Annotated in this window: 9 protein-coding genes; all 9 read right to left on the bottom strand. The window is 34.8% G+C overall.

Going from position 1 to position 16206, the window contains the following annotated elements; genetic code table 11:
- Window positions 1-822: 822 nt before the first annotated feature.
- Window positions 823-2508, bottom strand: coding sequence for a sodium/sugar symporter (locus BUB89_RS06120; protein ID WP_073242952.1), 1686 nt, complete (start codon window positions 2506-2508; stop codon window positions 823-825).
- A 44-nt stretch (window positions 2509-2552) separates the two neighbouring features.
- Window positions 2553-3566 (bottom strand): UDP-glucose 4-epimerase GalE, encoded by a 1014-nt coding sequence (gene galE / locus BUB89_RS06115; RefSeq protein WP_073242950.1) that lies wholly within the window; start codon window positions 3564-3566, stop codon window positions 2553-2555.
- A 7-nt stretch (window positions 3567-3573) separates the two neighbouring features.
- Window positions 3574-4623 carry a UDP-glucose--hexose-1-phosphate uridylyltransferase gene (locus tag BUB89_RS06110; protein ID WP_073243072.1) on the bottom strand — a complete coding sequence of 350 codons (1050 nt, stop codon included), beginning with the start codon at window positions 4621-4623 and terminating at the stop codon, window positions 3574-3576.
- Between the two features lie 5 nt (window positions 4624-4628).
- Window positions 4629-5795, bottom strand: a complete 1167-nt coding sequence (gene galK / locus BUB89_RS06105) for a galactokinase (protein WP_073242948.1) — start codon at window positions 5793-5795, stop codon at window positions 4629-4631.
- 50 nt (window positions 5796-5845) lie between these two features.
- Window positions 5846-6865: an aldose epimerase family protein gene (locus BUB89_RS06100; protein ID WP_073242946.1), complete on the bottom strand. Its 1020-nt coding sequence runs from the start codon at window positions 6863-6865 to the stop codon at window positions 5846-5848.
- Window positions 6866-7007: 142 nt separating this feature from the next.
- On the bottom strand, window positions 7008-9020 hold the full coding sequence (locus BUB89_RS06095; RefSeq protein WP_073242944.1) for a DUF2264 domain-containing protein: 2013 nt from the start codon (window positions 9018-9020) through the stop codon (window positions 7008-7010).
- Between the two features lie 15 nt (window positions 9021-9035).
- Window positions 9036-11456 (bottom strand): glycoside hydrolase family 2 TIM barrel-domain containing protein, encoded by a 2421-nt coding sequence (locus BUB89_RS06090; RefSeq protein WP_073242942.1) that lies wholly within the window; start codon window positions 11454-11456, stop codon window positions 9036-9038.
- Window positions 11457-11785: 329 nt separating this feature from the next.
- The gene (locus BUB89_RS06085; protein WP_073243070.1) at window positions 11786-15334 is read right to left on the bottom strand and encodes an alpha-L-rhamnosidase; all 3549 of its coding nucleotides are present in this window, start codon (window positions 15332-15334) and stop codon (window positions 11786-11788) included.
- A gap of 253 nt (window positions 15335-15587) precedes the next feature.
- A complete protein-coding gene (locus BUB89_RS06080; protein ID WP_073242940.1) occupies window positions 15588-16079 on the bottom strand; it encodes a DUF4488 domain-containing protein in 492 nt (163 codons plus the stop codon).
- Between the last annotated feature and the right edge of the window lie 127 nt (window positions 16080-16206).

Here is a 16206-nt window from a genome sequence, read left to right as displayed (position 1 = left end):
AATATGTCTAGGAACGTGTCTTTTTGTTTTGCGCTTGTTTCTCAAAGCGGGTGCAAAAGTACAAATCTTTTCTTTACTGGCAAGAAAAATTTAAAATTTTTTTTATTCTTCTCTCAAAGCTTAAATCTTAATTTCTCCTGACGGTATTTCAAATAACTTGCGCGTTTTGCGGGGTGCAAATGTAACATCTGTTTTTAAATCTCACAAACTTTTTTAAACCTTTTTTAGAAAATAATTCTTCTGTTTAATTTAAAGTGTTTGTCAGTATTTAAAAGAACGTCTGCGTTGTTGCGGGTGCAAAAGTAGTCACTCTATACCGTTAAACAATACTTTTCTATCACTTATTTTTAATCTTTTTTACAACTCACTGAAAACAAGTTTTTTAATTTTTAGCAAATTTTAGTTTTGTAGGATTTTAGAGTTATTAATTAAAGGTTTCGCACAGATGCACGAAGAAAAACATGGAGATTCGCTAAAGGTTTTTTATTAGAAAAGCACAAAAAAACCAAGCCAATATCAACAACAATAGCTAAAACAAAGCTTCTCGATACAATTTTAAACAATAAAGCTATCGCATTATCATTTAAAATCACTCGAAGTGACAAACAAAACTTTACTTAAACAACTATAACACTAAGCCCCGATAGTTCCGAAGTTTCGGAAGAAATCCTTTTATGCTGGTCCCGAGCCTTCGGGAGGCATAAAAGATTGAAACGTCCCGAAGTCTCGGGAGCGAGAAATAGCTCCTGAAATTTATTGCAAAAAAATGTGAAACCAAATTGCTTTGATTTCACATTTTTTAATTTAAAGACTTATTATTTATTACCAGAACTTCACGTATAAAGCAGCGATAATTAATAACGTAATAATGATTAACACTGTAGTTTGAGGTTTTACCTTAAACATTTCAGTATCTAATTCGAATGCTTTTGGATTTACTTTTGGTCCTGCAAAACTGATGGCAATCATCAACAACATTGTAAAGAAGAATGATAATCCCATACAGATGTGGAACGGAATTTCGAAACCACCTTTACCATTTGGCCAGGCTGTATATAATAATGTCTCGTTTCCAAACATTGCCGGTGCAAATTCGTTAAATAAAACAGATAGTAAGAAACCTGCAATTACACCCACAATAGCAGCTGTTCCTGTAGTTCTCTTCCAGAACATCCCTAAAAAGAACATTGCAAAAACTCCCGGACTGATAAATCCGGTGTATTTCTGGATATAAGTAAATCCTCCTACTCCACCAATTCCTAAAACGTCATTCCACGTGAACAATACTGCAAGAACCATTGAAGCAAAAACGGCATAACGACCAATATTTACCTGAGCTCTGTCTGAAGCTTCTCTTTGAATGTATTTTTTATGAACGTCTAAAGTATAAATAGTTGAAATACTATTTACTTTACCTGCTAACGAAGCTACAATTGCAGCAGTCAATGCCGCTACGGATAATCCTTTTAAACCTGTTGGCAAGAAAGTCAACATCGCTGAATAAGCTCCGTCTTTTCCACCTACTAATTGTGGCAAATGTCCTCCTTCATATAAAACGTAAGCAGCAATACCTGGTAACATTACAATTACAGGCATTAATAATTTTAGCATACCAGCAAACAAAATTCCTGTACGAGCCGTTTGTAAATCTGCTCCTAAAGCTCTTTGTGTGATGTACTGATTACATCCCCAATAGTTCAGGTTGATAATCCAGATACCTGCTAAATAAGACAGCATTCCCGGGAAAGTCAGGTATTTATCAATTTCTAACTGAGTAGAATTAGCGTCCGGTCTTGGAATAATCATTTTGAAATGTTCCGGTGCTTTTTCCATCAAAACATTAAATCCGGCAATAGCATCTTCACCAACACCAAAATAACGTCCTACAGTTGTCAAAGCAATATAAGAAGTTACCAAACCTCCAATAATCAAAACTGCCACCTGAATAACATCCGTATAAGCCACTACTTTCATACCTCCAAGAGAGATAATCAAAGCAAAAACAGCTAGTGCTAACATGATGATATGAAGATATTCTCCTCCTGCCAGTCCGTTAATAGCAACCGCTCCCAGATATAAAATAGAAGTTAAGTTTACAAAAACATACAAAAACAACCAGAAAACAGCCATAATTAACGCTGTTGTATCGTTGTATCTGGTTTTTAAGAATTGCGGCATAGTGTAAATCTTATTTTTAAGATAAACAGGAATAAACCAAACAGCTACTATAATTAACGCAATAGCAGCAACCCATTCATAAGCGGCAACAGCAATTCCTAAGAAGAAACCTTCACCACTCATTCCAATAAACTGTTCAGCAGAAATATTAGAAGCAATTAATGATGCTCCAATAGCCCACCAGGTTAAAGTTCCTTCGGCTAAGAAATACGCCTTAGCATCGTGTTCGTTTTTTTCGCGTTTGCGATAGATAATATATCCGTAGATTGATACTACTAAAAAGTAGGTAATAAATACTGCATAATCAGCAAATCCGAGACCTGAGCTCATAGTTTTTATTTAAAAAGTTATTAATTGATTTGATCGCTAAATAATTAGCTTCTAATTTTTTGTTCCCATTTCCAGGCGCTTTCCATTGCTTCCTCCAGCGTTAACTGAGTTTTCCAGCCCAGTACATTATTCGCTTTATCAGTATTGGCGTAAGCCGAAGTAATATCTCCTTCTCTTCTGTCAACAATTCTATAGGCTAATTTTTGACCGCTTGCTTTTTCGAAAGCATGAATCACTTCCAGTACTGTACTTCCTACTCCTGTTCCCAGATTGAAAGTTTCTACTTTTTCTTCGTTCTTTTTATTCAATAAGCGTTGTAGAGCAATAACATGGGCTTTCGCCAAATCTACTACATGAATATAATCGCGGATACAAGTTCCGTCCGATGTTGGATAATCATTACCATAAACCAATAATTCTTTGCGCAAACCAATTCCTGTTTGCGTAATAAATGGCACTAAATTTTGTGGAACACCAATGGGCAATTCACCAATTTCAACAGATGGATGCGCTCCAATAGGGTTAAAATAACGCAATAAAATAGCGTTAATACCACTCACTTTAGCTACATCAGTGATGATTTCCTCTCCTATTTGTTTGGTATTTCCATAAGGAGACATTGCAGTCTGAACTGCCGAATTTTCATTGATAGGCATTGTTTCGGCCTGACCATAAACCGTACAAGAAGAACTAAAAATAAAGTTAGCACTTTCCTTTTTCTCTAATTCCTGAAGCAAATACACTAGGGAATTAATATTGTTTTCGTAATACAACAAAGGGTTTCCAACACTTTCTCCCACTGCCTTAGAAGCTGCAAAATGAATTACTCCATTAACATCCGAATGGCGTTTGAAAAAATCCTGAACTACTGATTTTTCTCTTAAATCCAGTTTTTCAAAAAGTGGTTTTTTCCCTGTTATAGCTTCTATTCCTTTTAAAACATCTTCCGATGAATTGGATAAATTATCAATAACAACCACCTCAAAACCTTCATTTTGCAATTCGACTACAGTATGCGAACCTATGAAACCTAAACCTCCCGTAACAAGTATTTTCATAATTTAGTTATTTTTGTTTGTAATGTACCTCAGATAAGTTTCTCAACATTTCAGCACTTTTCTCCGGTGTAATATCTCTTTGAGATTCTCCCATCATTTCGTAACCTACCATGAATTTTTTCACTGAAGCCGAACGCAACAATGGTGGATAAAAATGCATGTGAAATTGCCATTCCGGATGCGCTTCACCATCTGTTGGAGCCTGATGAATTCCTGAAGAATAAGGGAATGATGTTTCGAAAAGATTGTCGTATTTTGTAGTTAATTTTTTCAAAATAACCGCAAAAGCAGCGACCTCATCTTCGGTAAAATCAGTGATTTTAGTAATATGGCGTTTGCTGACAATCATGGTTTCGAAAGGCCAGATTGCCCAGAAAGGTACAATAGCTGCAAAATGATCGTTTTCTACAACAATGCGGTCTTTTACTTTTAATTCTTCTTTAAGATAATCCTGTAAAAGATTAGTTCCGTTTTTGTCAAAATAGGCTTTCAGGCTATCTTGCGTTTTTTGAACCTGTGTTGGCAATGAAGACTGAGCCCAGATTTGTCCGTGTGGATGCGGATTACTACATCCCATTACACTTCCTTTATTTTCAAAAATTTGTACGTGATTGATGTAATCAATAGCACCTAAATCAGTGTATTCTTTTTGCCAGGTATGAATAATATTCACAATACCATCCACATCCATTTCCGGTAAAGTCAAATCGTGTCTTGGCGAAAAGCAAACTACTCTGGAGATTCCTCTTTCCGGTTGTGCTTTAAAGAAACTTCCTTCTTCGTTTCCAACAAAATCTATAGGTTCTTGTTTTAATGCAGCAAAATCATTTTCGAAAACAAAACTCTCTTTGTAATCTGGATTTTTTTCACCATTCATACGAACATTTCCGGCACATAAATAACATTCCGGATCATATTGTGGTAATCCAACCGTATTTACGGCTTCTTTTTGTCCTTGCCAAGGCCTTTTTGAACGGTGCGGTGAAACCAGTACCCATTCATTAATTAAAGGATTGTATCTTCTGTGCGGATCTTCATTAATATCAAACTTTCTCATGGTCATTATTTAGTGTATAGTGATGTTCCGTTACTTACTTTAACGTCATAAATTTTCAATTCGATTCCGAAAGCTTCGTTATATAATTTTGAGAATTTATCTTTAATTTGTTGTTCATGCCCTTTCTTTACCAGGTTGATAGTACAGCCTCCAAAACCGCCACCCATTAATCTGGAACCAATAACAGCCGTTTCTTCTTTTGCTAAATCTACTAATAAATCCAGCTCTTCGCAGCTTACTTCATAATCTTTAGACAATCCGTCATGAGTAGCAAACATCAGTTCGCCTAACAATTCAATTTTTCCATTGTCTAAAGCTTCACAAGCCTGAATCACACGGTTAATTTCTTTTACCACAAATAGAGAACGTCTAAAAACGTCATGACTCATTTTGTCTTTTAAATCAATTATCGTTTGTTCCGTACAATCTCTAAAGCTTTTTATTTCCGGAAAATTTGCTTTTACAATCGCAATTCCTTCCTCACATTGCTGTCTTCTTTCGTTATAAGCCGAAGTCATCAACGAGTGCTTCACATTCGAATCAAATAAAATCAATGAATAATCAACAAAATTAGCGTCGTGATAGGTATATTCTAAAGTACGGCAATCAATCTTAATTACTTTATCTTCAACTCCCATTACACTTGAGAACTGGTCCATAATTCCGCATTTGATTCCTACCCAATGTTCGGCTTTTTGTCCTAACAAAGCAATATCGATTGGCTTGATATTTAAATTGAATATATCGTTCATCCCAAATAAGAATCCACATTCTAAAGCTGCAGAAGAAGACAATCCCGAACCTACCGGAATGTTACTGCTAAAAACGCAGTTTACCCCTTCCAGTTGAAACCCGTTGATTTTTAACTGATTGATTACACCTCTAATGTAATTTGTCCAATCATTCTCATCTAATTTCACCTCAGCCGTAACATCAATCTCGAAAGAATCATTCAAGTCTAAAGCAATTACTTTAGAAGTATTAGTATTGTTTTTTGCAAAAGCAAAACAGATAATCTTATCGATAGCAGCAGGCAAAACATACCCATCATTATAATCGATATGTTCTCCGATGATGTTGATTCTACCTGGAGAAAGCACTATTTTAGTTGGTTCAGAACCAAAAGTTTCCTTAAAATAGCTGGTTGTTTTATTAATTAAAATATCATTCATTGGTTAGAAATTGAAATGGTGTTGATTTTTTTTATTTAAAAATTCACTTTTTATAGTGCTTCGAATTTATAAGTAGTTTTTTGAGTATAAATATCATTTTTCTTCAAAATGGCATTTGGAAAATTAGCGTGATTTGGTGCATCGGGGAAATTTTGAGTTTCAAAACAAATTCCGCTTAAAGCATGATAAGTTGTATTTTCTTTTCCTTTTAAATCAGGACCGCAATTTCCGCCCACATAAATATGAACACCTGGCTGATCTGTGTACACATCCATTTTTAAATTAGTAAGTGGACTAAAAAGGGTAGCTTTTACTTCATTATTATTCTCCACTACAAAAGTGTTGTCGATACTTTTAGGACATTTTTTAGCCGTTCTATAATCGAATACCGTATCAGCTACTTCCAGAATATTTCCTGTTGGGATACAATCTTCTCTGGTTTCTACTACTTTTTGCGCATGAACAACTAAGTCCTGACCGGAAACATCCGATTGGTGTCCGTCCAGATTAAAATAACTGTGATGCGTTAAATTAATAATAGTATCTTCGGTAGTAGTTGCTTTGTATTCGAGAATCAATTCGTTTTCTTCAGATAAGGTATAAGTCAAACTTACTGAAAGTTCTCCAGGATAATTCTCTTCGTTAGTAGCACTAACATAACTCAACGTAATCGATGGATTTTCGCCAGTGGTTACCGCATCAACATTCCATGTTTTTTTACTGAAATTTTCTATTCCTCCATGTAAAGAATTAGGACCGTTATTGATAGCTAATTGATACTTTTTACCATTTAACTCAAATTTACCTTCGTTAATTCTTCCTGCATAACGCCCCACAGTAGCTCCCATGTAAGGAGAACCATCTAATTGAAAAGATTTTTCATAACCTTCTACAGTATCGAATCCTAAAACTACATCGACAATTTTGCCGTTTTTCAGCGGAATTTTTAATGAGGTAACAGTAGCCCCAAAAGGAATTACTTTAAGTATTGCTCCATTTTTGTTAGTTAACTCATAAGAAGTGTTAACAGCAGTATTGGAATTGGATAGATTATTTTCAGAAGTTGACATATAGTATGGTTTATTTTTATTTAAGTTGGTTGAGCAAAAATAGAAATAAACCTCAGTTATATATACCAGTACCTACCAGTTTTTCAAATAAAGCCACTAGATTGAATAAAACAAAGCTTATTTATCGATTATTTCCAAAGAATTAGTCAAAATCAACCTGCTTCGCTTTTCCATTATTGAACTGAATAGTAACGCCATTATTTGTTGGTTTTATGGTCTTTACAGGAATTAGTTCCTTTGATTTCCATTTTTCTCCTGATTTTTTCCAAAGCATTAGAGTAGCATAAATATTGGAAACTCCTTTTTCCGGATTAGTAGTAGCGGTAACATCAATTACAGAACTTTTATTACTTTCAGGATGCAATCCCTGAGCATGTACAACTTCTGATTTTTCCCATCCTAAAATCGGAATCATCGCCAATTGGTATTTACCATTATCAATAATAGTTACTTCGTAATTTTTTATTTTCTTTTTAGTAACCACAATTTCTTTATCCAGTACCGGCAAGGCATAATGTCCTAAACGCATCGAAATGGATTTATCTGAATTGTTTTTATCGACTCTCAAAATACCATTTGCAAGAGGAATATCGGCTAAGTTAAACTTAATATTTTCATCTGTTTCTAAAACTACATTGCGGTAATAGATATCATCTTCAAATTTTTTAAAAGTGTATAATCTAAAAGCTTCCCACTTATTATCTTTATTTTTAACAACATAATTCATTGCTACTTCCCCATTCTCACCATCGGCTTGCCAGGGAAAAGCACTATTATACGATAATTTGTTGTAGTTTTCTGTGGAACGAAATTTTTGCCAGTCGCTTTTAACTTTCTCATGACACCATGCTCGCACTTCTGAAGCACCACTATCAGGATAATTGGTAATTAAAATTTGGGAATCACCCTGGTAATGGTTGTAAACTTCGCCTTTCTTGAATTGAGTATCCCAATTACCATTATTTTCTTTTGCATTCCAAAACGGATTATTATCCGGAACCAGCAAACCTAAAAAGGCTTTTCCCATCCAGTAAACACTTCCTCTACAGCTATAAATTTGAACTGCAGGCTCAAAAGCACCATAAAAACCAAGGGTAGGCACACGATCCTCCATAAAATCAGGATGGGTTAGAAACTGCTTAATCACTCCGGATGAAATTCGTCGCATCCAGCCATAATTGGTATTTGGATCATTTTGAAATCCCATCAAAGGAAACGGAACAATAGCACCGGTACGATAACTGATACTTCTGCCCCACATAATCATTTCTCCGTTTTTACTGAATAAATTAGGATAACTATATTTTAAATCGCTGAAATTTTGTTCAAATCGGGCTGCAATTTCAGGGTAATGTTTTTTACCAAAATACTCTGACCAAATCATTCCATACATCTGGAAAGCCCACATGCTGTAATAATCATAAGCAGGACTGTCATTATACCAGCCGTTTCCTCTATAATGTTTCAGTGATTTTTCCAGATATTCTACCAACAGTTTTTCGTTTACAACATAGCCTTGTCCTTTAAAAAAACTCAGCACAAAAACATTAAAAAACTTCCAATTGGAATCTACAGTAGGTCCATCACCATAGCTGAGCATTATTTTAGCTAATGCATCTTTTTGGTTTTGTGGCAAAGGTTTCCATAAAACCTCCGGATTAATAATCATCGAAACTGCCAATGCTCCAAATTCGACTAATTTTTGATTTGGGCCTCCATTTTTAGGTCGTGGCTCAATATAAGAAGGGCATGACGGATTCGTTAATTCTGCTATCTGATGCCTGTAATAATCGGCTACTTTTATATTATTGATAACTAAATCCGGATTTTCCTTTAACAAAGGAGCAGCAATGAATAAGGTTCTGCAAAGTCCTTCTAACTTTTCGGTTGGTATCTGACTTTCATTTACAGGATAACTTTTTCCTTCCTGTTTAGGGAATTTCATTGGGTCATCTAGTGAGTGAATGTAAGTAAACGCTCCTTCCAGTAAATATTGTGCTGCATCTCGCCAGTGTTGTTTGGTCATTCCGGTATAAGGACTCCGTTTATAATCCGGATTTACAATTTGAAATACATCACTATTGCTTTCTTTTTTTTGTGCAAACAAAAAAGTACTTAAAAAAACAGTTAGAAACAAAAGACTGGATTTATTCATATTCAAATGGTTTGGTTATTTCTTTTTATAGGTTGACAGGATTTTAATTGTGCTATCCTTCAAGTCAGGCGAACTTACTTTAACTACAATCTCTCCCGCTTCTTTAGTACTTTTAACAATCACCATTGCTTTTCCTTTCCATGCTTTTCGGGTATTGGAAACATATAAATCAGTATCTTTTAAGTTAGCATTATCAACTGCTACAATAACAGCTGGTCCCGAAACAGCAAATGTAAGTTGGTTTTCCGCATTTGGATTCAAAATACCATTTTCATCTGTAAGTTCAATATTGATATAGGATAAATCCTGTCCATCGGCAGTTATTTCATTTCTATCCGCTTTCAATTTTATTTGAGTTACCTGTTGTGCTGTTTGCAATACAACCGATTCTGTTTCCTTATCATTTTCTATGCCTACCGCTTTTAATTGGCCAGCAGCATACGGAATTGCAAAAGTTGCTTTAAACTCCTGAGCTAAGCCTGTTTCTTTTTCACCCATAAGTTTATCATTCAGGTAAAGTCTCACTTTAGGATATTTCGAATACACTTCTACCTCAATATTTTTTCCTTCCTGACCCGGCCAAGTCCAACTTTCCCATGTAGGCCAAACTGCCCATGTAGTCAGCTTAATTGCTCCACTATCCGGATTAGGTTCACGCACTGCCATATAAATTTTTTCATTATTATTATACAACATACTACGATAATGAGAAATGGGTTTTCTCCATCCTGTTACATCCAAATCCCCACAATAAGCGCCGTGCCAGGGATATAAATTTGCTTCCCAAGGTTCCCCGGTCGTTTCACCTGGGTATACATAACGACCAATGCCCGATTCGCCTAAATAATCCATCGCTGTCCATACAAAATCGCCTATAATATAACTGTGTTTTTGAACCAGATTCCAATTCGAAAAAGCATCTTTAGGATAAGATTCCGTTTGTACAATAATTCGGGAAGGCACTCTTTCATGATCAGATTCAGCGTGGTGCAACTGATAATTATAACCCGCCACATCATGTGCCGCCATTAAAGGATCAAAAATTTCCCATGACTTATCCCAGGTAGTCATTGCCGATGTTACCGGACGTGTTGGATCTATATTTCGCACCGCATTAGCCAACATCTTTGCTGTTTCAACCGCTGCGGGTTCTTTTCTTTCAATAATTTCATTACCAGTACTCCACATAATTATAGAAGGATGATTTCTGTCACGCAAAACCATCGATTCTACATCGTGTTTCCACCATTTGTCAAAATTGCTGGCATAATCATAGGTTGTTTTCTTTACTTTCCAACCATCAAATGCCTCATCTATTACTAACATTCCTAATCGATCACAAGCATCTAAAAAAGCTTCCGAAGGAGGATTATGCGAAGTTCTTAGCGCATTGAATCCGGCGGCTTTTAACAATTCTACTCTTCTTTCTTCGGCGCGATCATAAGCGGCAGCACCTAACGCTCCATTATCATGATGCACACAACCTCCATTTAATTCTATTTTTTTTCCGTTTAATAAAAATCCATTTTCAGCACTGAATTCAATTGTTCTAATTCCGAAATTCTTCGTAATTACATCTAAATCTTTGTTTCCCTGTCTAATGTTAACATGTGCAGCATAAAGATTAGGTGTCTCTAACGACCACAACGCAGGATTTTCAACGGCTAAATTTTGAGTTACCTCTTTTTCTTCGTTCGGTTGCAATTCGATTTTAATATCAGTTTTAGCTACAGATCTTCCTTTTTTATTAGTAATATTTGTTGCAAGCAAAATAATTTGAGAACTCGTTGTTTCATTTTTCACAATAGTTTTAATCTGAACTTTTGCTTTCTCATTAGTTACTTCTGGTGTACTGATAGCCACTCCCCAGTTTTTTATATGAATTGGATTTTTGACTTTCAACCAAACATGACGATAAATCCCGGAGCCACTATACCATCTGCTGTTTTTTTGTTTCGAATTATCCACTTTCACAGCAATAGTGTTTTGTTGTCCAAAATTCAAATAAGGCGTTAAATCATATTCGAAAGAAGTATAACCATAAGGTTGTATTCCTACTGATTTTCCATTAACGAAAACTTCCGCATTCATGTAAACGCCTTCAAAATAAATGGCTACTTTTTGATTTTTCCAATGAGCAGGCATTGAAAATGTTTTTCTATACCATCCCGTTCCTGTTGGAAAAAATCCGTTCTCACCTCCACTTGGATTATTTTTTTCTGATTTTCCTTCGATACTCCAATCGTGAGGTAAATCTAATTTTCTCCATGAACTGTCATCAAAGCTTACTGCATTTGCTGAAGAAGATTCACCTAAAGAAAATTTCCAATCGCTATTAAAATTTTGCTTACTTACCAGTGTTTCTTTTTTAGCAGAAGCACATCCCATTATCAAGCTAAATAAGAATAGGGATGCTATAAATTGTATCTTTTTCATTATTATTTTTTGGTTTAGTTTATAGTTATTTTGAAAATGTATTCTCCGGATTCTAATTTAAAAACACCTTTATTTTTTTCAATAGTATTTGCTTAATGCCTTGGTAGATATAATCGTGATGGATAAAAAGTAGCTAAAAAACAATATAACAACACATTTACAAAAGACCAATTACATAAGATGTTAACCTATTTTAACAAATGTAAAACAAAACCAATAATTTACACAACCGATTGCTATTTTATTTTAAACAACTTATACTTAAAATCATAAGACAAAGAAAGGTTGTAATTTGTATCTTTTTCATTATTCCTTTTTTGATAATTATTTTAATTGGTTATAATTGTTTTGAAACTATACTCTCCTGATTCTAATTCAAAAACAGCTTTTTTATTCTCTATATTCAAAAAATTGACTCCGTTCTTTTTACCATTTATCATTACATCACTTTGTTTTAAAGCAGGTAAATAAACTGTTGCGTTGGTATTTGCCGGCACCACAAAACGGAACTCATATTTACCGTTTTTTGTTTCCCAACTGCTTTCAATGCGTCCGTACATCGAATCGTAATATCCATTTGCAAAAGTCATTTGTCTGCTAGTATCCGGTTCTGGCTTTAAAATAAAATGTTTAAATCCCGGTGAATTGTCATCTCTTACAATCCCTAACGAATAATTATACATCCATGCTCCTACTGCTCCAAAAGCATAATGATTAAAAGAATTCATATTATTATTTCCTCCAAATCCGTCTTTATGTGTATAGGAATTTAATCGTTCCCAAATAGTTGTAGCTCCCTGGGTAACAGGATACAACCACGAAGGATAGGATTTGTTTTGTAATAATTGATAAGCAACATTCGAATATCCATTATCCGAAAGTGCTTTATTTACCCAAGCCGTACCAATAAATCCAGTCATTAATGAATAGGGTGGACAAACAACACCCTGATCGGTTTTGTTTTCTCTTTGTATCGAATTCACAAACTGCTTTATAGCCAAATCTGAATTTTCTTTATCTAAAACGTTAAAGGCAAAAGGCAAGACATACGAAGTTTGTGTATCTACAGTCTTACCTCTAAATGATGTTTTTCCTGTTGTTTTATCAATATATGTTTTATTGAAAAAATCTTTACGCTGATTGTAATATGCTGAAAAATATTCCTGATCTTTCTTTTTATCTAGTAGCGTTGCCACCTTAGACATAATCTCCAAATCATAAATAAAATAAGCTTCCCAAAATAATATTTTTTCGTTTTTAGAATCTTCTAAACTCAGCCAGTCCCCTAGAGAACCCCAGGTATTTCTTTCTTTTTCTTTTAAAACACCCGTTTGCTTATCGATATCGGCTATTAAATAATTGGCGTAGCTTTTCATAGCTTCATAATGCTCTTCCAACAAACTCAGATCTCCATATTGCAAATAGTTTTCCCAAACAACCGTAATTCCAGCACTTCCCCACATGGTTTCACCAAATCCTACACCAATAGGAGCTACATCTGGAAAACGTCCATCTTCTCGTTGGATATCACGCATCGCCAGCATATGTCTTTTCAGAAATTGCTTCACATCTGCTAAATGAACTGCGGTTCGGGAAAAAACCGAAATATCCCCACTCCATCCTAAACGTTCGTTACGCTGAGGACAATCAGTAGGTATCGATAGAAAATTCCCTCTCATTGACCAGGTAATATTTTTCCATAATTTATTTACCAAAGGATTTGAGGTTTGGTAATGAGAAGACAATTGATGAATAGAACTCAATACCGTTCCTTTAACATCACTTAAGGGTAACGGCTTATCTATTCCTGTAATTTCTACATAACGGTATCCGTGAAATGTAAATCGTGGCGTTAGGATTTCGCTACCTCCATTAGTTGTATAAATATCTTGTGACATAGCTGCCCTGACATTCTCAAGCATCAGTACATTTTCATTTCCTTTGTATTCCGGTAAATTGGGATACAAAACTTCGGCATAACGCAAGATTATGGTCTTTCCTTTTGCTACATTGTTCAACATGATTTTGGGCACACCTACCATATTTTGTCCCATATCGTACACAAATACACCCGGACGAACTTCTGTAACCGATTGAGCTGTTAGTTCTTTTATTGCTTTAACCGTTCCAAACTGCCCTATTAATTGAGCATCCGTAAAATTGTTAAAGTTGGGTAAATTAGCCGTTCCTTCTGTACTTACAACTCCATTTGTTCCAATAGCTACTGCCTGATGCCAACGGGAAGCATCATATCCAGCGGTATTCCATCCTTCAATTGCTTTTTCTTTTGTGGCATCATAAACTTCTCCTTGAAAAAAACTGCTATACTTTACAGGTCCGTCATTAAAATACATCCATGTTTCCGGATTTGTTGTGATAATCTTTTCGGTTCCATCGGCATAAGTAACTACCAATTTTGCCAGCATCGATTGACGATCACCAAAAAAATTCCAATTTTCCCCCACAAATGTACTGCCTCCACTCCACCAGCCTTCTCCAAGAATGGTTCCCAATACATTATTTCCTTGCTGGATATTTGCCGTTACATCATAAGTTTGGTACAAATGGGTTTTGTTATATTGTGTTAATCCCGGATTAAAATATTCGTCTCCTATTTTTTTTCCATTCAAAAAAATATCATAGATACCACGAGCCGTGACATACAATCGGGCTTTACTTATTTTAGGAGAATCGATTCCAAAAACGGTACGCAGCATCGGCATAGAATTCTGACTTGGATTCGCCAAAATAAAAGCTCCATTATTTCCTCCCGTTACGGCATAACTATTATTTTCAATAGCTACTTCTTTAAATGACGAAAATATACCTGAAGCAGTAGCATTGTCAGAAAAAATCACATTCGAAGGACTTCGGTAATTTTTAATTTCAATTTTCGAAAACTGTGCTTTTTCTCCCTTAGGTACTGAAAAACCAATGTCGCCTACAATAGGAAAAGCTATAAAATCGCCTCCGGCTCCTAATGGATTTAAATTGAGATTAGCTACCAAATTTTCTTTTGAATTTCCATCGATATAAATTTTAGTAACTCCCAAAGAGCTTTGAACACTTATAGTATGCAGATTGTATTTGTTTTCTTTATTAATAATCGAATTCGGAATAGAAAAACTTTTAAAAGGAATTTCTTTTTTGTCATTTGGATGATAGCCTACCCGATAAATATTCAACTTTGCATTTGCATCCGAATTTAAAGGTGCCATATTTAATTCGACCTGAATATAACTTTCACCATTCTTATTCTCCAGTTTGTATTGGTTTTTATTTCTATCCATTAAACGCTGATCGTTAGCACCATACACTAAAGATGCTTTGGTCGATTGTAACTTTTCATCCAACTGAATCGTACTATTGATAACAAAAACAGGAAGGTATTGGGAAAACAAAACCATACCATCAGCATTACCTCCAATCCATTTTGCTCCAGACCAAGCGGTTGTTTCTTTATCCGAATCCAAATTTGTCACCATTTTTGAGTTCAGCAAACCGGTCTCAAACCACGATTTTGCAGAATATTTTTTCCCTTTTTGATCCCAAACGTTTACTGTCCAATAGTACAATGTTGTGGACTTAAAGTTTTCGCCTTTATATTTAATATTAATCGATACTCCACTTTTTACTTTGCCTGTATTCCAAACCTCATCTCCCAGATTATTGGTTACAATAATTTGATAGGCATTTTGATAATAGCCTCTGTTTTTACTTGATGTTTTCATTTGCCAACTAAAAACAGGCTGAGACACATCAAGACCTATAGGAGTTACAGCATTCTCGACCTTAAGATTTGCGATTTGGATATCTGCCCCAAAAAGAAAGCCTGGTACAGCCAAAAATAAGAAGAAAAACAATTTAAAGGATTTCATTAAATACATGAATTAGAATACTAGTTATAATTGCTTTTTTAAAAGCATGAAATTCAAAGCTATGTATTAAATTCAAATTTCAATACCAGTTCCTACCAGTTTTTAAAATGAAGCCACTAGATAAAGAAACAAAGTATAAATGAATCCAAAATTCTTTCAAATTTCAAAGACTCTCTTTGTACTCCGCTGCTTGATAAGTTTAATAACTTAGATAATATATAAAGCGATAAATATTGTTTGGTTTAGTGTTTTTTTACTGCTTTTGAGTCCCAGGATGCAGAAGCTTTACACCGCTGGCTCTTGCTGGAACAGCCAAAGGCAAACGAATCCATTTTTCATTTATCCAAACATTACCATCAAAATTATAACTCCAAGCTATTCTCATTGTATTTTCATCTATCAGGCTGTATTTGATGGGCGAATCTCTTCCACTTAAACGAGGGTGTAGTACATTCTCTATGATGTGTTCCACTAATGTGCTGTCTGATTCTATTTCGTAAGATCCATATTGTGCAATTGTTGTTTGATTAGGCCAAGTTACAAACGTGTAATAGGTCCCATCAGCATTAATTACTTTGTAGTCTCCTGTTACTATTTTTATAGATTCGCCATTAGCAAGTGTTCTTTCATCTATTAGCCGCCAAATTCCAACAATTGATTTTGAAACAGGAATATGGTTTTGTTTTGTCTGTGCCGATAATGTTGCAGAAAAAACAATAATCAATAATGTAAAAATGTGCTTCATAATAAGTTTTTTTTCTAAACATTATAATTTGATCATTTGGTCTTTATAAAAGCATGAAATTCATTCATTTTAAAAGTCATTAATCTTTTTTAAATTAATAGTAACACTGGGTGTAATTATTTAAATA

Source organism: Flavobacterium flevense (assembly GCF_900142775.1).
Lineage (GTDB): Bacteria > Bacteroidota > Bacteroidia > Flavobacteriales > Flavobacteriaceae > Flavobacterium > Flavobacterium flevense.
The sequence above is the reverse complement of the archived record's forward strand: the minus strand, read 5'-3'. Positions and strand labels throughout refer to the sequence as shown.